18 protein-coding genes are annotated in these 20,192 nt (G+C 71.2%); 1 reads left to right on the plus strand and 17 read right to left on the minus strand.

All coding sequences use genetic code 11. The annotated features are described in order from the left end of the window. Positions 1 to 37: 37 nt before the first annotated feature. The 15 genes from ACY34I_RS00555 to ACY34I_RS00625 form a co-directional block, all read right to left on the minus strand. On the minus strand, positions 38 to 1,315 hold the full coding sequence (locus ACY34I_RS00555) for a Gfo/Idh/MocA family protein (RefSeq protein WP_462751357.1): 1,278 nt from the start codon (positions 1,313 to 1,315) through the stop codon (positions 38 to 40). Next, the gene (locus tag ACY34I_RS00560) at positions 1,305 to 2,375 is read right to left on the minus strand and encodes a glycoside hydrolase family 130 protein (protein ID WP_462751359.1); all 1,071 of its coding nucleotides are present in this window, start codon (positions 2,373 to 2,375) and stop codon (positions 1,305 to 1,307) included. The genes ACY34I_RS00555 and ACY34I_RS00560 overlap by 11 nt, the downstream gene beginning before the upstream one ends. Before the next feature lie 4 nt (positions 2,376 to 2,379). Next, on the minus strand, positions 2,380 to 3,276 hold the full coding sequence (locus ACY34I_RS00565; protein ID WP_462751361.1) for a carbohydrate ABC transporter permease: 897 nt from the start codon (positions 3,274 to 3,276) through the stop codon (positions 2,380 to 2,382). A gap of 1 nt (position 3,277) precedes the next feature. Next, the gene (locus ACY34I_RS00570) at positions 3,278 to 4,204 is read right to left on the minus strand and encodes a carbohydrate ABC transporter permease (protein WP_462751363.1); all 927 of its coding nucleotides are present in this window, start codon (positions 4,202 to 4,204) and stop codon (positions 3,278 to 3,280) included. Further along, on the minus strand, positions 4,201 to 5,484 hold the full coding sequence (locus ACY34I_RS00575) for an extracellular solute-binding protein (protein ID WP_462751365.1): 1,284 nt from the start codon (positions 5,482 to 5,484) through the stop codon (positions 4,201 to 4,203). The genes ACY34I_RS00570 and ACY34I_RS00575 overlap by 4 nt, the downstream gene beginning before the upstream one ends. A 67-nt stretch (positions 5,485 to 5,551) precedes the next feature. Next, positions 5,552 to 6,592, minus strand: a complete 1,041-nt coding sequence (locus tag ACY34I_RS00580) for a LacI family DNA-binding transcriptional regulator (RefSeq protein WP_462751367.1) — start codon at positions 6,590 to 6,592, stop codon at positions 5,552 to 5,554. 152 nt (positions 6,593 to 6,744) lie between these two features. Next, complete coding sequence (locus ACY34I_RS00585) at positions 6,745 to 7,872, minus strand: helix-turn-helix domain-containing protein (RefSeq protein ID WP_462751369.1); 1,128 nt, start codon at positions 7,870 to 7,872, stop codon at positions 6,745 to 6,747. After that, on the minus strand, positions 7,869 to 11,573 hold the full coding sequence (locus ACY34I_RS00590; RefSeq protein WP_462751371.1) for a S8 family peptidase: 3,705 nt from the start codon (positions 11,571 to 11,573) through the stop codon (positions 7,869 to 7,871). The genes ACY34I_RS00585 and ACY34I_RS00590 overlap by 4 nt, the downstream gene beginning before the upstream one ends. A gap of 112 nt (positions 11,574 to 11,685) precedes the next feature. Continuing rightward, on the minus strand, positions 11,686 to 12,339 hold the full coding sequence (locus ACY34I_RS00595) for a DedA family protein (protein WP_462751917.1): 654 nt from the start codon (positions 12,337 to 12,339) through the stop codon (positions 11,686 to 11,688). A gap of 19 nt (positions 12,340 to 12,358) precedes the next feature. Further along, positions 12,359 to 13,777 (minus strand): RNA-guided endonuclease TnpB family protein, encoded by a 1,419-nt coding sequence (locus ACY34I_RS00600; protein ID WP_462751373.1) that lies wholly within the window; start codon positions 13,775 to 13,777, stop codon positions 12,359 to 12,361. 216 nt (positions 13,778 to 13,993) lie between these two features. Beyond that, a complete protein-coding gene (locus ACY34I_RS00605) occupies positions 13,994 to 14,542 on the minus strand; it encodes a phosphatase PAP2 family protein (protein WP_462751375.1) in 549 nt (182 codons plus the stop codon). A 92-nt stretch (positions 14,543 to 14,634) separates the two neighbouring features. Continuing rightward, positions 14,635 to 15,999, minus strand: a complete 1,365-nt coding sequence (locus ACY34I_RS00610; RefSeq protein WP_462751377.1) for a sensor histidine kinase — start codon at positions 15,997 to 15,999, stop codon at positions 14,635 to 14,637. 52 nt (positions 16,000 to 16,051) lie between these two features. Next, positions 16,052 to 16,729 carry a response regulator transcription factor gene (locus tag ACY34I_RS00615; RefSeq protein WP_148798455.1) on the minus strand — a complete coding sequence of 226 codons (678 nt, stop codon included), beginning with the start codon at positions 16,727 to 16,729 and terminating at the stop codon, positions 16,052 to 16,054. A gap of 96 nt (positions 16,730 to 16,825) precedes the next feature. Next, complete coding sequence (locus ACY34I_RS00620; RefSeq protein ID WP_462751379.1) at positions 16,826 to 17,647, minus strand: COG4705 family protein; 822 nt, start codon at positions 17,645 to 17,647, stop codon at positions 16,826 to 16,828. Positions 17,648 to 17,731: 84 nt separating this feature from the next. After that, positions 17,732 to 18,280: a hypothetical protein gene (locus tag ACY34I_RS00625; protein ID WP_462751381.1), complete on the minus strand. Its 549-nt coding sequence runs from the start codon at positions 18,278 to 18,280 to the stop codon at positions 17,732 to 17,734. A gap of 169 nt (positions 18,281 to 18,449) precedes the next feature. On the opposite strand from ACY34I_RS00625, the gene ACY34I_RS00630 reads away from it, so the two are divergent. Beyond that, positions 18,450 to 19,055: a nitroreductase family protein gene (locus ACY34I_RS00630; protein ID WP_462751383.1), complete on the plus strand. Its 606-nt coding sequence runs from the start codon at positions 18,450 to 18,452 to the stop codon at positions 19,053 to 19,055. A 67-nt stretch (positions 19,056 to 19,122) separates the two neighbouring features. Here the strand turns inward: ACY34I_RS00630 and ACY34I_RS00635 are convergent, their stop codons facing one another. Beyond that, positions 19,123 to 19,410 carry a DUF1905 domain-containing protein gene (locus tag ACY34I_RS00635; RefSeq protein ID WP_148798459.1) on the minus strand — a complete coding sequence of 96 codons (288 nt, stop codon included), beginning with the start codon at positions 19,408 to 19,410 and terminating at the stop codon, positions 19,123 to 19,125. A gap of 4 nt (positions 19,411 to 19,414) precedes the next feature. Further along, positions 19,415 to 20,068: a DUF998 domain-containing protein gene (locus ACY34I_RS00640; protein ID WP_462751386.1), complete on the minus strand. Its 654-nt coding sequence runs from the start codon at positions 20,066 to 20,068 to the stop codon at positions 19,415 to 19,417. Positions 20,069 to 20,192 lie beyond the last annotated feature (124 nt).

The following is a 20,192-nucleotide window of genomic DNA, read 5'->3' on the forward strand; positions in this document are numbered from 1 at the left end:
CTCGGTCAGGGACGGGCGGTCGGTGGTGGGGGGTGTGTTACGCGGATCGTCCGAGGTGGACGGTGCGGTCCTCGTGGGCGGAGCGGGCGGCCGCGGCGGCGACGGTGACCGCGGTGGCGCCCTCGGTGACTCCGGCGGCGGGCCGGTCACCGGTGCGGACGCAGCGCACCAGGTCGTGCATGGCGGCCCGCACGCTCTCGGCGTAGACGTACGGTTTGGCGGCCTCGCCGCCGAGGTCGAGGGTGATCCGGCAGTGGTGCGGCAGCTGCCGTTGCCGGCCCCGTTCCCGGGCGTCCGCCGGGCCGGCGTGCCGGTGCACCGTCACCGTGACGGCCGAGTCCCGCAACCGGTGCCCCTCGACGGCGAGCAGGTCCGCGGCCCGGGCGGGCAGCTGCTCGACCAGCGCCGCCCCGGCGTCGTCGGTCCAGAGGTCGAGGGTGGCGTGGACCGGGATCCAGCCGGTCACCCGCGCCTCCGCGGTGCCGAAGTCGATCCGCATCAGTTGCCGCTCGCAGCGGTGGGCGTGGCTGAAGCCGTGCGCGAAGGTCGCCACCGCGCCGTCCGGATAGCGGGTGGTGGCGACCGCCAGGTCGGCCAGGTCGGCGCCGGGGCGGTGGCCGAGCATGCCCTGCACCGACTCGGGGGGCGCGCCGACGAGGGCGTCGGCGGCGTCGAAGAAGTGCACGCCGTGCTCGACGAAGATCCCGCCGCTGACCCGCTCGTCCCAGAACCAGTGCTCCGGGCCGAGGTCCTCGTCGCTGGCGTCGTTCTCGAAGGCGAGCCGCCGGACCGGGCCGAGCAGCGGGTCGGACCCGGGCGGCACGGCGAACCGGTGGTCGCGCAGCCGGGCCAGCGCCCGCAGCACGGGGTTGTAGCGCAGCACGTGGTCGACCACGAGGACGCGGCCGGTGGCGGCGACCGCGTCGCGGATGGCGCCGGCCTCGTCCGCGGTGATGGCCAGGGGCTTCTCGCAGAACACGTGCCGGCCGGCGCGCAGCGCCGCGAGGGTGGTCTCGGCGTGCCCGGCCGGCGGGGTGGCCACCACCACGACGTCCACGTCGTCGGCGGTGACCAGCGCCCGCCAGTCGGGCACCGGCCGGGCGGCCAGGATCCCGGCCAGCCGCGCGGCCCGGTCGGTGTCCGGGTCGGCGACCACGGTCACCGTCACCTCCGGCAGGTCGCGCAGGGCGCCGGTGAGGAAGGTGGCGAAGCCGCCGGCCCCGACGACGCCGAGGCGCAGCGGGGCGGGGCGGGTCACCGGAGCGGCCCCGGCGACCCGGTCACGCGGGGCGGCCGGGCCCGGCTCACTGGACACGGTCGAGCCGGGCGACGCCGATCTTGGCGTCGGCCATGCCGTAGAAGACGTAGCGGACCCCGTCCACCTCCTCGATCGCGGTCGGGAAGACCACGTTCGGGACGGTGCCGGAGCGCTCGTCCTCGGTCTCGGGCACCAGGATCGGCTCGGCGGTACGGGCCAGCACCCGGCCCGGGTCGGCCGGGTCGAGCAGCATCGCGCCGGCCCCGTACTCGACCTGCTGGGTGCTGGGGTCGAAGGTGTCGGGGATGTGGCCGGTCACCCCGTGGTGGATGAGCAGCCAGCCCTCCGCCACCCGGACCGGCGGCGGGCCGGCGCCGATCTTCAGCTCCTCGTAGGGGAACTCGGACAGGGCGACGCAACGGTGGTCGCGCAGCCGCACCAGCGCGGTGATGTCCGCGTACACCTCCTCGGCGGGGACGTAGGAGATCCAGATGCCGGGGCGCTCGTCGGTGATCCCGGCTGGCAGGTGCACCCCCTCGCCGGGGCGGAACCAGCCGAGGTCCCACATCGGTCGGTGCAACATCGCGTAGCAGGGGCGGCCGTCCGGGCCGGGCACCGGCTCGGGGAAGAACACCGCGTCCTTGTTCGGGAACAGGTTCAGGTCGGTGTCCAGGCCCGGCTGGTACGCGAACTGCACCGGGCCGAGCCGCCGCCAGTTCCGCAGGTCGGTGGAGACGGCCAGGGCCAGGCGCGGGCCCAGCGGGCCGTAGGCGACGTACGTCATCAGGTGCCGGCCGAGGCCCGGCACCCAGGTGGTACGCGGATCCTCGACCCCGGCGTTGTTCAAGCCCCGCTCCCAGCCCTCGTCGGGGGCGAGGACCACGCCACGTCGGGTCACCCCGGCCGGTACGCCGTCGTGGAACTCGACCTCGGCGAGCCCGACCCGGGACACGTTCCCCGCGGCGACCAGCCGTGGCAGCAGGTGCAGCGTTCCGTCCGGGGTACGTCCGCTGGCCGGGTTGAGCACCCCCTCGGCTTCCAGCGGCTCCCCCGCTTCGGGCGCCATGACGACGCCCAGCCGGGTGAGGGTGTACGGGACGGCGGTGGAGACAGTCAACGATTCAACCCTTTACGCCAGATCCGATGTTGGTCGAGGTGAAGTGCTTCTGGAAGGCGACGAACAGCGCCACCGCCGGGGCGGCGAGGACGCAGGCGCCGGCCAGGACCGCCCCGTACGGGTTGGCGGCCCGCGCGGCGACGTTGCTCAGGTAGTTGGCCAGCGAGACCGCCAGCGGCTGCATGTCGGTCTGTTTGGTGATCAGGAACGGCCAGAGGAACTCGTTCCACGGGCCGATGAAGGTCAGCAGCACCACGGTCAGCAGGGCCGGACGGACCAGGGGCAGCGCGACCGACCACAGGATGCGCAGTTCGCTCGCGCCGTCCACGCGGGCGGCGGCGAAGAGATCCGGCGGCAGTTGCAGGAAGAACTGCCGGAAGACGAAGACCGCCGTGGTGTTGATCAGGAACGGCAGGATCATGCCGAGGTACGAGTCGGCCAGCCCGTAGCCGCGCACGATCAGCACGTACAGCGGGACCAGCAGGAGCTGGAACGGCACCACCTGGACCAACAGGACCAGGTTGAACAGCGCGCCGCGGCCGCGGAAGCTGAGCTGTGCCAGCGCGTAGCCGGCGAGCAGGCCGAACACGACCGTGCCGAGGATGACCCCGCCGGTGAAGATGCCGGAGTTGACCAGCGACCGGAGCAGGTGGATCTCGGCGTTGATCTCCCGGTAGTTGCCCAGGGTGAGGCCGCCGGTGGGGAACGCTCCGGCCGGCGAGGTGTCCGGTTCGGCCTGCAACGACCCGATGAACATGTAGTAGAAGGGGAAGAGGAAGGCCAACGCGAAGGCGGTCAGCGCCGCGGCCCGCAGCACCCGCCCGAGGGTGCCGGTGCGGCGGCGGGCCACGGGCTCGACGGTGGGCGCGGTCTCGGGTGCGCCGAGGGTCCGGGTCGACATGTCAGGACCTTTCCAGCAGCCGACGGTTGATCATCGATAGGGCGACGACGCCGACGACGAGCAGCACCCCGATCGCCGCCGCCACGTCCGGCGCGCCCTGCTCGAGTCCGCGCTGGTACATCAGCAGCACCGGCGAGGTGGAGGCCCCGTTGGGACCGCCGCCCCCGGTCAGCAGGTAGGGCTCGGTGAAGAGGTTCGCGCCGGTGACGGTCGCCACGATCACCACCAGGGTGGTGGCCGGGCGGACCGCCGGTACGGTCACCGACCGGAACCGCTGCCAGGCGCTCGCCCCGTCCACCGCGGCCGACTCGTACAACTCCTTCGGGACGTTCTGCAGCGCGGCGAGGTAGAGCAGGATGAAGAAGCCGAGCTGCTTCCAGGCCACGAAGACCGCGATGAGCGGCATCGCCAGCGTCTCGTTGACCAGCCAGGACGGGTCCGGGGCGAGCCGGCCGAGGAGCGTGTTGACCAGGCCGTCCGAGCTGAACAGGAACAGCCACACCCCGACCACGGCGACGCTGGCCGTCACGTAGGGCACGTAGTAGGCGACCCGCAGGAAGGTGCGCCCCCGGATGGCCTGGTTGAGCGCCACGGCGAGGGTGAGCGCCAGCGCCGCGGTGAGCGGGACGTTGATCAGCAGGAAGACCAGGATGTTGCCGAACGCCTGCCGGACCCCAGGATCGCCGAGCACGGTGCGGTAGTTCTCCAGGCCGACGAAGGGACGCTCGACCTGGGCTCCGGGCGCGGCGAAGAAGTAGTCGTGGAAACTCATCCAGACGGCGAACCCGAACGGGTACGCGAAGACCAGCAGGAGGTAGGCCGCGTACGGGGCCATCAGGGCCAGCCCGACCGGGTGACGGCCGAGCAGGGCCGTCACCCGTCGGTGGCCGGGGCGCGGCTGCGTACCCCGGGTGAGGTGGACGGTCATCGCTGGCCGGCGAGCCCGTCGACCTTCTTCGCGGCGTCGCCGAACGCGTCGGCCACCGGCCGCTTGCCGAAGATCACCGACTCCGAGTACGCGTCCCGGAACGTCTGCCAGATGGTGATGGAGTTCGGCACGTTCGGCACCTCGACGGTGCGCCCGGCCTGCTCGGCGAAGGTCTGGTAGGCCGGGTTCTTCGCGAAGTAGTCCGGGTAGGTCGAGGGCAGGTCGGCCCGCAGCGGCATCTGGCCGGTGGCGTCCAGCAGGGCGCCGTCCTGCTCCTTGCTGGTGGCGAACTTCAGCACCTCCCACGCGGTGGCGCGGTTCTTGCAGGCCGAGTACATGGCGACGTTCTTGGCGTCGCTGAAGGTCTTGACCTCGGCCGCGGGCTTGCCTGCGGAGGTCGGCACGGGGGCCGCCCCCCACTTGACCTTCTGGCCGTACACCGCGATCGCCCACGGGCCGACGATGGCCATCGCGGCCTTGCCGTCGGCGAACGAGTCGCCGTTGTACTTCTCCTTCGGCGCGAGGCCCTCGTCGTAGAGCTTCTTCCAGAACTCCGCGACCCGCAGCCCTTCGGGCGAGCCGAACTGGGCCTTGCCGTTCTCGACCAGTTGCTTGCCGCCGGTCTCCGCGGCGAACAGCGGGTAGTAGTCGAACCACGACTGGAAGAACTCGCTGCTCGGGGCCGGGTAGATCGCGGCGGGCGCGGCGCCGGACGACTTGATCTTACGAGCGGTGGCGAGGAAGTCGTCGTACGTGGACAGCGGCGGGTTCTCCGCGTCCACGCCGGCCCTCGCGAGGATCTCCTTGTTGTAGAAGATCATCACCGGGTTGGACTTCCAGGGCAGCTGGTAGAACTTGCCGTCCGGGGACTTGTACTGGTCGGCGGCGGCACCGGTGCGCTGCTTGATGTAGTCGGCGGCGCCGTCGAAGTCGTCCAACGCGACCAGGCCGCCCTGCTTCTGGAACTGCGGCACGGCGGCCGGCGCCGTGTTGAAGATCAGGCACGGCGCGTTGCCGGCGGTGATCGCCGCGCCGATGACCTCCTCGGAGGACTTTCCGGCCGGAAGCTCCTGGGCGGTGATCTTCTGGTCGGCGTGCTGGCCGTTCCACGCCTCGACCATGGCCTTGCCCCAGGCCAGCTCCTCCTTGTTGTTCGACAGCCAGATGGTGATCGGCCCCTTGGCCGAGGAGTCGGCCTTGGTGCCGGAGCCGCCGTCACCGCAGCCTGCGGTGAGGCCGAGGGAGAGGACCAGGAACGCGGCGGGGACGGTACGTCTCATATCGGTCTCCGATCTCGACTGCCGTGACGCTGCAGCGACCGGGCCTGGGCGATGCCCGGGCGGCGGGTCACGGCGACTGGTGTGGTGTGGGTGGTGGTGCAGCGGTGGAGGCGCGGACGACGAGCTGCGCGGGAGGCATCTCGACGTCCGGGCCGCCGGTGCCGTCGATGAGGTCGAGCAACGTACGGGCGGCGACGCCGCCCCAGCCGGACGGGTCGGTCCGGACGCTGGTCAGTGCCGGGCTGATGTGGGCGGCCAGCTCGGTGTCGTCGAAGCCGGTGACCGAGAGCTGGCCGGGGACGTCGAGGCCGCGTTCCCGGGCCACCGCCATGCCGGCCATCGCCATCACGTCGTTGGCGTAGATGACCGCGGTCGGCGGGTCGGCCAGGTCCAGCAGCTGGTGGGTGGCCCGGGCTCCCCCGGCCGCCGAGAAGTCGGAGGGCACACAGGGGCCGGGCGGCAACCCGGCGTCCCGCAGCGCGTTCTCCCAGGCGTCCCGCCGCGCCGCGCCGTGCAGGAAGTGCTCCGGCCCGGCGACGTGCGCGACGTGCCGGTGCCCCAGCCCCACCAGATGCCGTACGGCGGCGGTGATCCCCGGCCGGTCGTCGACGAGCACCGCCGGGAACGGGCTGGCCACGTCGGGGCGGCCGAGGGTGACGGCGGGTAGCCGCAGCTCCTCCAGCAGGGCGATCCGCGGATCGGCGACCCGCAGGTCCAGCAGGAACACGCCGTCCACCCGCCCGTCGGCGGCCAGCCGCCGGTAGCCGTCCTTCTCGGCCCGCCGGTTGGTGACGACCTGGAGGACCAGCGCCTGGTTCCGCTCGGCGAGGACGCGTTCCACGCCGGCGATGAAGGCGGGGAAGAACGGGTCGGCGCCGAGCAACTCCGGCGGGCGGGCGAGCACCAACCCGACGGCGAACGCCCGCGAGGCGGACAGGGCCCGGGCCCGGTGGCTCGGGGTCCAGCCCAGCTCCTTCGCCACCGCCAGGATCCGCCGTCGAGTCTCCTCGGCCACCCCGGGCCGGCCGTTGAGGGCGAAGGAGACCGCGCCCTTGGAGACTCCGGCGGCACGGGCGACATCGGTGATCGTCGGTCGGCGTTGGGTCACCAGCTCGACCTCCCTCCCGTACCCGCTTGGGCGACCACGCAGGTCGCTAAACCGGTTTGGGAGATGCTAGACCGGTTTAGCGAAGGGATCAATGGCTGGCCTCGTTACACCTGCGGAACGGCGGACAGCTGCCCTTCCCCGGGCTGTGGGAGTTACGCCCAGTCGTGGCGGGCCGCGTACCAGCCCAGCTCCATCCGGGTCTTCACACCGGCAAGGTCCATCAGGTGGCGCAGCCGACGCTGCAGGGTCCGCAAGGAGACGTCGAGCTGGCTGGCGACGACCTGATCCGTGAGCCCGGCCAGCAGCAGCGCCAGGATCTTCCGGTCCAGCTCCGTCGGACCATGCGGATCCACTGAGGTGACATCGCCATCGGTCAGCCCGCCCAGCGCCGACACGTCGAGCGGGTGGGCGTGGCGCCACACGATCTCGAACAACGCGTCCATGGCGGACAGCAGGCCGCTGCGGTGCAGGAGTACGGCGCCGGGCTCGCCACCCGACTCGACGGTCAACGGCACCAGGCCCAGTTCGGCGTCGGCCAGCACGAGCTTGATCGGCAGCGACTCGACCACCCGCACCTGGACGCCCTTGCGCAGCGACGCGACGGTCTCGGCGATCATGCCGGGTTCGGCGAGCGCCGCTCGTTCCAGCACGACCCGATACTCCACCCCGCGGTCCATCATCACGGTTTCCAGGGTGTTGGTGCCGGGACGCACGGCGACGAACGGCGCAGTGACGAAGTTGCGCACCTGCGTCCGGGCGGCGTGCTGCACCTGCGCGAACCGGTGCCGGACGCCGTCGACTCCGGTGACCACCTCGATCAGTTCGCTGATGCTCCGGCCGGCCATCGCCACGCGGTGTTCCTCGGCGAGGGTGACGAGCGCCAGCTCGGCAGTGTGCAGGCCGTCCCGGCGTTCGCTGATCAGCGCGCCGAGCGCCACCGCGGGCGGCGCGGCCGAGAATTCGCCACCGGGCGTGCGCTTCACCAGCCCGTCCGCCATCAGTTGCGACAACGCCGCTTCGACCGCCGCTTCGGTCAGGCGGGTGGCATCCGCGAGGTCGACCGAGCTGGCGGATGACCGCCCGACCAATTGGCGGTAAACGGACTCCTCATCACTGGTCAGCCCCAACGCACCCAGCATCGGCGGACGCCTCCCCTCCACCCGTTGCTGGTGTATGAGTATGCGCCACCGTGATAGATCTTGAACAGCTCCCGGAATCGGGCGATCAGCCGGGGTGGGCCCCGGGACGTTGCCGTCCCGGGGCCCCTCGAACGGTCTCACCGCAGGCCGTACGCCCGGATGATTTCCTGCTTGATGCTGAACCCGGCATCGGTCGTGGCGCTGGCCCGCACCGAGACGAAGCCGCCAGGCTGCTTCGCCAGCTTGAGTGCGCCGTTCCACCAGCCGGCGTCCTTGCTGAGCGTCACCTGCTGCCAGGTGGCACCGTCGTCGTACGACACCTCGAGGGTCACCGAGGTGACGTTGCCCGTGCTGGGTCCGCCGCCCGCCTGGGGGATCGGCTTGAGGCGGATCTGCTCGGTGGTGCCAGCCTGCACGTCACCGTGCAGGTCGGTGTCGAGGCGGTACTCCATCTGCAGCAGGGCGAACGGTTCGAAGTTGTCCGCCTCGTTGGAGCTGGAGACGAAGTCCCACTCGGTGTGCGTACGGGTCGACAGCCGCCACTGCTCCGCCGGGCGGGACGCATCCAGCACCAGGCGGTAGGGCAGGGTGCCGGCCGGCACCGCCTTCCACTGCAGGGAGGACGAGTACTTGTTCTCGTGCAGCAGCCGCTCGCCCTGGTACAGCTTCAGATTGACCGGCACCGAGCCGTACTCCAGGTTTCCGCCGTGCTCCAGCCCATCCCCGGACGGGCTCCAGGCCTGCACGTTGATCGTCATGTTGTCGCGGTAGCGGCTGTTCTGCACCGCGAACGCCCGGTTGAACGCCGGCCGGATCGCCGGGGCGAACCAGTCCTGCCGGGTGGTGCTGCCCTTGGCGTACGTGTTGCGGTTAGCCGTGTCCGTCCAGGTGCCCTGAACGTGCGACTCGTGCCAGACCTGGCCCGGGGTGACCCACTCGGTACGGGTGGCGGGGTGCCACTCCCGCTCCGCGAAGCCGAGCGACGGGGTGAAGGTGACGTCGTACCGGTAGCCGCCGCCCTCCATTCCCTCGGTGACGCTGTAGTAGCGCGCGTCGATCTGGGCGAGGTCCTGCCGCGTCGGGTGGTAGCTGAGCGACCGGTCCGGCACCTGCCCGGAGTAGTCGCGGGTCAGGTCGTAGAGGTAGCTCGCGTAGGGCACCTGGTTGGTGATCACCGGCGACGTGCCGGTCTTGGCCAGCGCGACCAGTTGCGCTCCGGCGTCGCGGTGCACGGTGGCGACCGGGATCGGCGACTGGCCGACCGACTCGTTGAGCACGCCGACGCCGTCGTTGACGACCAGCAGCAGCTTCGCCCCGGCGGCCGCCGCGGCGGCGGTACGGTCCTTGGCGCTGACCGCGTCGCTGCGCGTCACCACCACGGCCTTGCCCTTCGCGCCGAGCGTGGCGTACTCGCTCGCCGCACCGGTGCCCGCGTAGACCATGGGAAGGGTTTCCCGACCGGCGGTGAGCGTGCTGCCCGGCTGGACGGTGACGTCCACCGGCGGCAGGCCCGGGACGTCCACGCTCAGCTGCGGCTCACCCTTGCGCCACCGGGTGACCATCGTGAACGACCCCTGGGTGACCTTGTCGGTCGGCGAGACGTAGAGGTCGTCGTACATGATCGGCACGATGAACCCGTCGCGGAAGCTGTCGCCGTTGGCGTACTTGACGGTGTAGTCGAGCTTGCGCTGCCGGTCCTGGCTGCGCTGCGGCGCGACGGTGTCCAGCAGGCGCGCCTTGCTCGCGTCCAGCACCACCTCGGCTCCGGAGCCGTCGAGCACGGTCTCCGGGTCCACCAACAGGGCCAGACCGAGCGAGTCGGCCCGCTCACCGGGCACGTCCAGCGTCGACTCGACCGTGTAGGTGCCCGGCGGCATCCGCAGCGTGGTCTCACCGTCGATGTTGTACACCCACGGGTAGAACTCGCCCGCCTTCTTGATCACGACGGTCGAGGCGGCGGGCTTGCCGTCCCGGCCGATCAGCTTGACCTTCAGGTCGTAGCGCTCGTCCTCCTTGAGCAGCCCCAGCGAGGTACGCGTGACGGCGGTGCCGGTGGCGGCGTCGGTGCCGACGAGGTAGCCGGTGAACTGGCCGGTCCCGGGCTTGGTCGGGTCCCCGGTGACCGGCACGGTCGCGCTCCCGCCCGCGGGCACCGTCACCGAGGTAGCGCCGAGCGAGAACGGGCCCGCACCGGTGATGGCGAGGTTGAGCGTCACCCCGGCGCTGCCCGAGTTGGTGAACGTCACCTGCTTGGTCACCGGGGCGTCGGTGGGCTCGTGCGGCCAGTCGAAGTTGCCGAAGAAGACCGAGCCGCTGGACCGGACGCCGGTGCGTACGGCGGCGGCGACGTCAAGGCGGCCGGTGCCCACCTCGTACGGCGTGTATCCCGCAGCCAGCCCCTTCGCGCTGCTCATCAGCGCCTCCTTGAGCTGCGCACCGGACCAGTCGGGGTGACGCTGGGCCAGGATCGCCGCGGCGCCCGACACGTGCGGGGTGGCCATGGAGGTGCCGCTGATCGTCCGGTACGGGCCGGAGCCGGTGGTCATCTGCTGCGAACGCGCGGCGGTGATGTCGACGCCGGGCGCGGTGATGTCCGGCTTGAGCCCGCCGCTGCGCACCAGCGGACCGGTGCTGGAGAAGTACGCCAACCGGTCCTGCTTGTCGACCGCGCCGACGGTCAGCGCGCTGGCGGCGGAGCTGGGCGTGCCGATGCTCTGCGGCCCGGCGTTACCGGCGGCGATGACGAACAGCGTGCCGTACTGCGCGGAGAGCGTGTCGACCGCGACCGCCATCGGGTCGGTCCCGTCGGAGAGCGTCGAGTCGCTCAGACTCATGCTGACCACGTCCGCCCCGGACTCGGCCGCCCACTGCATACCCGCGAGCACCCAGGAGTCCTGGCCGAAACCGTCGTTGCCGAGCACCTTGCCGACGATGAGGTCCGCGCCCGGCGCGACACCCTTGTACGAGCCGCCGGAGGCCGCGCCGGTGCCCACGATCGTCGAGGCGACGTGGGTGCCGTGCCCGTTGACGTCGGAGGTGTCCTCGCCCGGCACGAAGCTCACCTTGCCGTCGATCTGGTCGACCAGGTCGGGGTGACCGGCGTCGATCCCGGTGTCCAGCACCGCTACCTTCACCCCGCGGCCGTCGTACCCCGCGGCCCACGCCTCGGGCGCGCCGATCTGCGGCACGCTCTCCTTGAGGCTGGCGGTGACCCGGCCATCCAGCCAGAGCTTCGCCATCCCGGCGCCGAGCGCCGGTCTGGACCCGGAGGCGACCGGCGCGACGGTGGTCCAGAACGTGCGGGCCTGCTTCTTGTCCGTCGCCAGCGCCGCGGCACCGACCTGCCGCAGGTCGCGGACCAGCTTGGTGCCCTGCGGGACGGCCGGCTTGGCCGCGCGCGCCGTTGCCGGCCCGTAGGTGGCGATGAGTGGGACGCTCGCGGTGTTCGCGTCGTCGTACCCCATCTCGATGAGGTCGGTGACGTTGAACAGCCGCCGGTCCAGTTTGTTGCTGGTCAGCAGGGGCAGTGCCTCGTCGGGCAGGACGAACAGGTCACCGCCGCTCTGCTGGAGGTGAACGCCGCCGGTGGCGTTGTCGGGCCGGTCGACATCGACCGTTTCCGCGCCGCCGACGGAGGTGGTCACCGTGACCACGTCGCCGGTGATCAGGGTGATGGTGTGCGTGGACCTGGTGGCGCTCTTGGGGGCCGTACCGGGGCTTGCCGCGGTGGCGGGCGCCGGGATCGCGGCAAGGCCGCCGGCGATCAGTCCGGCCGCTGTCGCCGCGGCGAGCAACCGACGCCGGGCCCGGCCAGAACCAGCGGGCTGTAAGGGAAATGACATGCGAAAGTTTCTATCGCCGCCGTCGCAGCCCGGTGAATAGTTGGCGCTGGCGGAGTCGCGCCAGGGCGTTACTCCGCCAGCAGACAAACGCCGCTGCTGGACGGTGGAGGAATCATCGTCGCGCCACTTCCGCCGGGTCGGTGTCGGCGACCTTGCCTCGCGAACGGAGCAGTTGGATGCCGATGGGCAGGACGGAGACCACGACGATGCCGACGAGGATGACCTCGATGTTGGCCTTGACGAAGGTGATCTGGCCGAGGAAGTAGCCGAGGACGGTGACGCCCACCCCCCACAGCACCCCGCCGAGAAGGTTGAAGATCAGGAACGTCCGGTAGTGCATGCGGGAGACGCCGGCGATGATCGGGGTGAAGGTACGCACGATGGGCACGAACCGGGCCAGCACGATCGACCGGGCACCGTACCGGGCGAAGAACTGGTTGGCCCCCTGCACGTTCTCCTGCCGGAACAGCCGCGAGTTGGGTCGGCGGAACAGGCTCGGCCCGACCCGCCTGCCGAACAGGTAGCCCACCTGATCGCCGGCGACGGCGGCGACCGCCACCAGCAAGCAGAGCAGCCACAGCGGCAGGTGCAGGTAACGGCCGTCGGCGACGAGCAGCCCGGCGGTGAACAGCAGCGAGTCGCCGGGGAGGAAGAACCCGATCAGCAGACCGGACTCGGCGAAGACCACCGCCAGGATGCCGATCAGCCCGAAGCTGGAGATCAGCCACTCGGGGTTGAGGACGGCGGGACCCGCTGCGAGCAGCACTGACACGGGCACCTGCTTCCTACTTCTTGCTCATTGCTGAGCAGTTCGGATAATTCGCTCTCCGCTCGGCTGGTGCCGCGCTGGAGTCCTGGACCGGCAGTCTGGTCCGGTGGCGATCGGTCCGGTCCTGCAGGATCTGCTTCACCCGATGGTGGGGGGTGTGCAGGGCGATGTCGGGGTCGCTGGCTCTTTGCAGGATGTTGATCGCGGCGTTCACGTCTGCCTGCCACACCACCCCGCACGTAGTGCAGTGAAACCGGTCCCCGCTGCGTCGCCCGAAGGTGCCGCAGCGGTGGCAGGTTTGTGAGGTGTAGGCGGCGTTGACGGGAACGAGCGCAGAACCTCTGCGCTCCGACACGCTTTTCAGCGCCTCGGCGGTGACGCCTTTGGTCCACGCGGCGAGACGCCTGTTGATGTTCTTGGGTAGCTTCTTGCGTGCGGTGAAGCGTTTGGTGAGGTCCTCGGCGATCACCGTGTTCGCTTTGTCGACGACCTCGTGCACGGCGGTGAAGATCTCCGTACGCACCCGCGCCCGATGCCGAGCGGCCTGCCGGTCCCGCTTCACCGTGCCAAGGTTGTTGGCTCTGATCCGGTGGGCTTTCGCGTGGTCGCCACGCAGGGCGGCGGTGTTGGCGATCGAGCGGAGCTTCGCCCGCCGCCGGTTGCGTTCCTTCAACCGGTCCGACTCACGGGTGAGCAGGTCGCCGAGCTGTTCACCGTGGGGCTGCCCGTCGGAGTCGGTGAGGGCTTCGGTGTAGCCCTTGTCCACACCGACCCTCTGGTCGCCGCACGGCCGCTGCGACGACCGCATCCCCGCCGCGTCGATCTGATAGTGCACCTGCACCCGACCCCGGCGCAGGATCAGCCGCAACGTCCCCGTCGGCGCGACCGTCGTGGACAGCGGGATCTTGACCATCTTGCGAGGTTCGAGGCCGGGGATCGCCAGCCACAACCGGCCCCGCCCATCGACGAGGGTGTTGTAGTTGTCGGCGCGCACCACGATCTGATCGTGGATGCGGTTGCGGCCACGCTTCCAATGCTTGCGCATCTGCCGTGCCAGGAACGGATCAGCGGCCCACTGGTCGGCCTTCAGCGCGCCGAACATTCGCTTGCGCTCGGCCGGATCGCTCGTGCGTCGGATGATCGCCCGCCGGACCTGCACTTTGGCCGCCTCCAGGTTCGCTCCGATGTCGGCCATCGCGTCGCGGACGGTTTCCTTCCACGCATTCGCCAACACACCAAACAACGCGTGCGTGCCGTCAGCCAGCCACCGGTCCCGCACCTGCCGATCCCGCAACCCCGACCCCACACCTGTGATCGACCCGTACCGCTGCCACACCTCACTACGCACCCGACCCAACCGACGGGCCTGCTCCACCAGCGCGGCGTACTTCCCCGGATTCAGCCGAACCGAGTAGGCGATCCGGGTGACCTTCACCGATCATCCCCCACGGTCAGATCCGCCCCTCTGAATTCCTTCCCGTAGCGGCGCAGACCGTCCAGCCGGCCAGAGAAGGTGTGCACGACCGAGCGGCCCACCCGCTTAGCAAACACGCCGATCCGATACACAGTACCCACAACAGTCCATTGTCGACAGCTCTAGAAAGGGAAGCAACCACCAGTCGCTGCTCCATGAGGGGCAGGGAACGTGCGACTACTGACCGACGGTCGGACGCGGACGCCGCTGCTGCGCCCACCGGTCGTACGCCCGCCCACCGGCGTGGACGACGGCGACCGCGGCGGCGGCGATGAACACCGCGGCGAGAATGTCCGCCGGGTAGTGCACCCCCGCCCAGATCCGGGCGAACCCGACGACGGCGGCCAACACCGTCAGCGCTACCCCCCACCGCCGGGACAGAAACGCCCCCACCGCGAACGCCACCGCGAACGCCGCCGTGGCGTGGTCGCTGGGCAGCGACGGCCCCGCGGCGTGCGGGATCAACTGGTGCACCGAGTGGGTCTGGAACGGTCGCACCTCGGTGCTGACGGCGGCGACGACCTGCCCGACCACGAAGGCCACCGCGAGCACGGCCGCGACCCGCACGACGGCGCCCGGTCGGGCCCGAAGGGCCCGCAGCACGGGCACCGCCGCCACGGCGCCGAGGACGAAGATCAGCCACACCGCCGACCATTCGAAGATGTCGTCGATGGTGTCGCTGCGCCCGGCTGCGGCGTTGATCAGCTCGAACAGGTGGTAGTTCATCGCTCAACGCTTCCTGGTCAACCCGGCTCCCCCGCACGGCCGGCTGCCGCCAGCCTGCCCGCCGGCACCTGAGAGGAGCCTGAAACGGTCGGTCAGTGCGCGGTACGGCTGAGCGGCAGGAGGACGCGGACGGTCATGCCCGGCCCGGGCACCACCTGCACCGTTCCGCCGTGCGCCGCGATGATCTCCCGGGTGATCGGCAGTCCGAGGCCGCTTCCGCCGTCCGCGCGGGCACGGCTGTCGTCCAGCCGGACGAACCGGTCGAAGATGCGTTCCCGCTGGTCCTCGGGGACACCCGGCCCGTCGTCGCCAACCTCGACGCAACCCCACCCGCCACGTATCGAAACCTCCAACGAGACCTGGGAGCGCGCATGTCGGGCGGCGTTGTCGGTCAGGTTGCGCAGGGCCCGGCTGAGGTCGTGGGCATCGCCAGCGACCCGCACCGGGGCGAGATGGGCGCGGACGGTCAGGTCGGGCCGGCGGGCGGCGATCCGGTTCCGCTCGGTGTAGGCAAGGTCGTCCAGGTCGACGTCGTCGTGCCGGCGGGTGGGTCCGTGCTCGTCGATGCGCGCGAGCAGCAGAAGGTCGGACACGAGGCGGCCGAGGCGTTCGGTCTCGTCGCGCAGCAGCCCGACCAACTCCGGGGTGGTGCCGGTCAGCGGGGCCAGCGCCAGCCGGTCCAGGCCGGCCTGCAGGGTGGCCAGTGGGCTGCGCAGCTCGTGGCTGGCGTCGGCGACGAACCGCCGCTGGCTCGCCGCCGCCGTGTCCAGCCGGTCGAGCATGCTGTTCATCGTCTCGGCGAGCGCCGCCACCTCGTCGTGCGCGGTCGGTACCGGAACCCGGGCGTGCAGGTCGCGGGCGGTGATGCCGGCGACCCGGCGACGGATCGCCTCGACCGCCTGCAGCGACCGACCGACGAACAGGAAGACCGCCGCGCCGACCACGAGGAGCATCGGTGGCAGTCCGGCGGCCAGGATGGCGGCGACCGCCTCGGTGCTCTCGTTCACCGGTCGCAGCGATTGCGCCACCAGCACGGTCGTCGTACCGGAGCCGACGGCGACCCCCTCGGCGACGACCCGGTACGGGTCCTCGTCGGCGAACGGCAGCATCCGCTGCTCGTGCAGCACCTCGCCGGGGCGGGGGCGCAGCGGGGACAGCGGCGCGGTACCGGCGAGCGCGGCCGAGGCGGCCGCAACCCGACCCGAGGAATCAAGGACCTGCACCAGGGTCTGCTCCCCCGGGCTGGGCTTCAAGGTCTGGGCAATGGCCGTCTGGTCGCCGGCCGCCACCGCCGAGGCCACCTCGGCGGCCCGCTGCCCGGCGGCGGCGTCCACGTTGCCGGCGAGGTCCGCGCGGGCCACGTAGACGAACGCCGCCGCGCCCACGGCGAAGGCCAACGCCACCACCACGGCGGCGGCCAAGGCCGAACGCAGGCGTACCCCCAGGCGGCTGCGCACCCACCGAACCGTGCGCCGGAACGACCTGCCCGCCATGACAGTGCTGCCCCCGTCAGCCGCCATCGGACGCCAACCGGTACCCCATCCCCCGCTCGGTCTGGATGGCCGACCGGCCGAACGGCTGGTCGATCTTGCGGCGTAGGTAGCCGATGTACACCTCGACGATGTTGGGGTCGCCGTCGAAGTGAGCGTCCCAGACGTTCTCGATGATCTGGGTCTTGGACACCACGTCCCCGCGATGGCGCATGAGGAACTCCAGCAGCGCGAACTCGCGGGCGGTGACCCGGACCGGTTGTCCCGCCCGGGCGACCAGCCGCCGCGCGGGATCCAGCGTCAGGTCACCGGCGGCCAGGACCACCGGGCGCGCGGGGGCGCCCCGGCGGACCAGGGCGCGGAGCCGGGCCACCAGCACCACGAAGGAGAACGGTTTGGTCAGGTAGTCGTCGGCGCCGAGGTCGAGGGCGTCGGCCTGGTCGTACTCGCCCTCCTTCGCGGTCAACATCAGCACGGGGGTCCACACCCCGCGCGAGCGCAGTTGGCGGCACACCTCGTAGCCGCTGAGACCGGGCAGCATGATGTCGAGTACGACGACGTCGTAGGTGTTCTCGCTGGCCGCCCAGAGCCCGCCGGGGCCGGTGTGCTGCACGTCGACGGCCAGCCCCTCGTCGACCAGCCCCGCGCGGATCACCTCCGCCAGGGCGGTCTCGTCCTCGACGACCAGCACTCGCACCGGTTCCCCTCCCTCCCTCCGCAGACCCGCGGTTCCCCATCGGGTCGGCGTCGCCGTCGCCGATCCGGGCACGGCGGGAGGCGGCGACGCCGGCGCTCACCGCCGCGCTGCCAGGTCCTTCTCGCCGCGCGTGAGAAGCGGTAGTGGCGCGTCCCGCTTCGTCACGGCCAGGTAGCTGACCAGGACAACGATCGTGGCCAGGAACAGACCGCTGGTGATCACGGGGCCAACCCCGAGGCCCCCGTCGTCGCGCCCCTGCGAGAGGTAATCACCGAGCGACGCGCCGAGCGGGCGGGTCAGCACGTAGGCGATCCAGAACGCCAGGATCGGGTTCAGCCACGACCAAGCGTACGCCGCCCCGACCACGGCGATCAGCGCGGCGAAGATCAGCCCGGACCGCCAGTAGCCCAGGTCGAAGCCTTCGGACAGCAGATCGCCGGCTGCGGTGCCGAGCGCGAAGGTGAACAGGATCGCCGCCCAGTAGAAACCCTCCCGGCGGGCGGTGACGATCGAGTGGATGGACAGGGTGCCCTCGCTGCGGTACCAGACGGCGAAGGTGACGCCGAGGGCCGCGGCGAACACCGCGGTGCTCACCTCGAGCGGGACGCCGAGGCCGTCGGTCAGGTTGTCCGTGATCAGCGTGCCGACGATGCTGACCAGCACCACCGCCAACCAGTAGACCCCCGCCACGTAGCGCCGGGTCCGGAACTGCCAGACGAGCACCGCGACCAGCGCGACGGTCATGACGAGCGTGGTGCCGGTCAGGCCGAGATGAAGGTTGACGTTGAGAAAGTCCGCCGCCGTCTCGCCCACCGTAGTCGAGAGGACCTTGATGACCCAGAAGTAGACCGTGACCTCGGGGACCTTGTTGAGCATCTGCCGTATTTGCGGCGACTCGTACCGTTTGTGGATTGTCATGTGCCGCAAACTTCCACGCCCAGGCTGAGAGCAGGCTGAAGCCCAGCCCGGCAGGTCGTGGGTGCTACCGGCCCGGCGACCCGGTCAGCGGGGCGAGACCCGCGCGCGGAACAGCGCCATGACGGCGTAGCCGAGCAGCAGCAGGCCGACGCCGGTGCCGACGACCTGCCCCACCAGCGCGGTCGAGCCGAGCCCGACGAAGAGGCCGACCAGCGCGACCAGGCACACCGCCAGGCCGAGCGGCCGCAGCAGCGGATCGCGCAGCACCGGCGCCAGCGGCAGGAAGTGCAGGCCGACGACGGCACCGACGAGAACCGGAATGAAGGCCGACCCACCCACGAGCGAAAGCAGCCAAGCACCGAGCCCGGCCAGGGCGAACTCCACGACGACGATGAGCAGGTAGCGCCGGTCGGCGGCCCGGTCTCGCGGCGTCGCATCGGCCTCGCGGGCACCGCGACCCCCGGCCACGACAGCGCCGACGACCGCGGTCAGCAGGGCTGCCACACTGAGGATGACCAGCAACATGTGCAGCGGCGGCTCCGCCTTCGGCACGCTGAACCAGAGGGCCGCGAAGACCCCGAGATACAGCGCGCTCAGGCCCGCCTGGCGACGGGTGCCTGTTCGTGCCGTCATCGCCGCCCCCTCAGGTCACCCCGCCGCCCGGCCACGCGCCCGACAGCTGCCATGATCATATTGGCAGTGGGCGGGGCATTCGGCAGCGCCTCGATCATGAGGCGAAGGGCCCCCGCTCGCAGCGGTGCGCGGGGCCGCGCCGAGCCGGCCGAGCAACTAGGTTGCGGTCATGGACTTTCAGGATGTGGTCCGGCGGCGACGCATGGTGCGCAGCTATGACCCGGATCGGTCGGTTCCCCCCGAGGTCGTCGAGCGCATCGTCCACAACGGGCTGCGGGCGCCGTCGGCAGGTTTCTCCCAGGGCTGGGGCTTCCTGGTGCTCGACAACCCGGCCGACATCGCACGGTTCCGGGACGCCGTACGGCCCGAGGAAGGGCCCGAGAACTGGTTCGCGGCCCGGGTCGAGTCGCCACTGCTGATCGTTCCCCACTCGAACAAGGACGCCTACCTGGACCGCTACGCCCAGCCCGACAAGGGCTTCGTCGATCGGTCGGACGCCTGGTGGCCCGCCCCCTACTGGGACATCGACACCGGCATGGCGTCCCTGCTGATGCTGCTGACCGCGGTCGACGCCGGGCTGGGCGCGTGTTTCTTCGGCATGCCGGTGGACCGGATCGAGGCGTACCGCGAGGCGTTCGGGGTGCCGCCGCAGTTCACCCCGATCGGCGCGATCTCGATCGGCTACAGCGACGAGCCGCCCCGTGACCTCCGCAACCGGCGCCGGCCGGTCGACGAGGTCGTGCACCGGGGCCGGTGGAGCTACCCGGCGGAATAGCCGCCGCTGAGGCAGCGGCGACGGCGGCGCAGTGCGGGCGAGTTGAGCGGCCCGCACCCGCCGCCGGTCACACGTCGACGGTGAGGCGGACGGTCACCACCTCGCCCACCTCGATCCCCTCGGCCTTCCGTACCGACGCCTTCACCGGCACGAGGTACCGCCCGTCCTTCGGGAACAGCGACGTCCGCCAGCCGGTGGCGCCGACGCGCGCCGCGACCGGAATCATCCCCCAGCCGTACGTCACCGAGGGGGACGCCGCTTCCAGCTCACCGCACTGCTCGTCGGGGACGGTGACGAAGTGCCACGGCGCGGGCCCCCGCCAGAACCACAGCTCGCCGCTGAACTCCAGATCCATCCGGTCAGCATAGGAGCCGACCGGTCCCCGCCGACGTGCGCGTGAGCCGCACCGCGACCACGACGGTCCAGGCCAGCAGCGGGAACACGGCCACCCGTTCCATGCCGCCGACGCCGAAGCCGAGATCGACCTGGGCCAGGAACAGCACCGTGCCGGCCAGGCCGGTCAGCCCCAGCGCGAGGCTGTCCTCCCGCATCGCGCCGAGGACCGGCGACCGCCGGGCCAGCGACGCCACCAGCATCCCGACGTTCCCCAGTACGAAGATCAGCAGTGCCGCGAGGAAGTGGTTGTTCTCGTCCACGTCCGCCGGATACGCCCCGGCCAGCACGTACCCGCTCGCGCCGGCCAGGGTCAGCAGCTGCGCCGCCCGGGTGGCGGCACCGCGGCCGAGCGCCGACCAGGTGAGCAGGACCCCGAGCGCGAGCAGCAGACCGGTGACGATCATGGCGCTGTTCATCGCCGCATGCCACGGCGAGCAGACCTGGCGGGGACGGGTGGTGTCCCACACCCCGCAGGTCACATTGCCCAGATCGCTGATGTTGTTGTCGGCCCAGCTGAACCGCGGCTGCCGCCACGCCAGCCCGGTGATCACGTTCGCGGCCAGGAACAGCGGTGTGGCGAGCAGCCAGCTGTACGAGGCCAGACGATGGATAAGCATGCGGCCACTTCACCGGACCGCAGCGGGCGCCGCACTGGGCTCAGTAGGTCAATGTCGGGTAGGGCTGGGCATACCCGAGGAGTGGATCCAGCCGGCTGGGCCGGGCCTCTCCGCCTGGCTAGCG

Source organism: Micromonospora sp. RTBAU3-60, assembly GCF_054963695.1.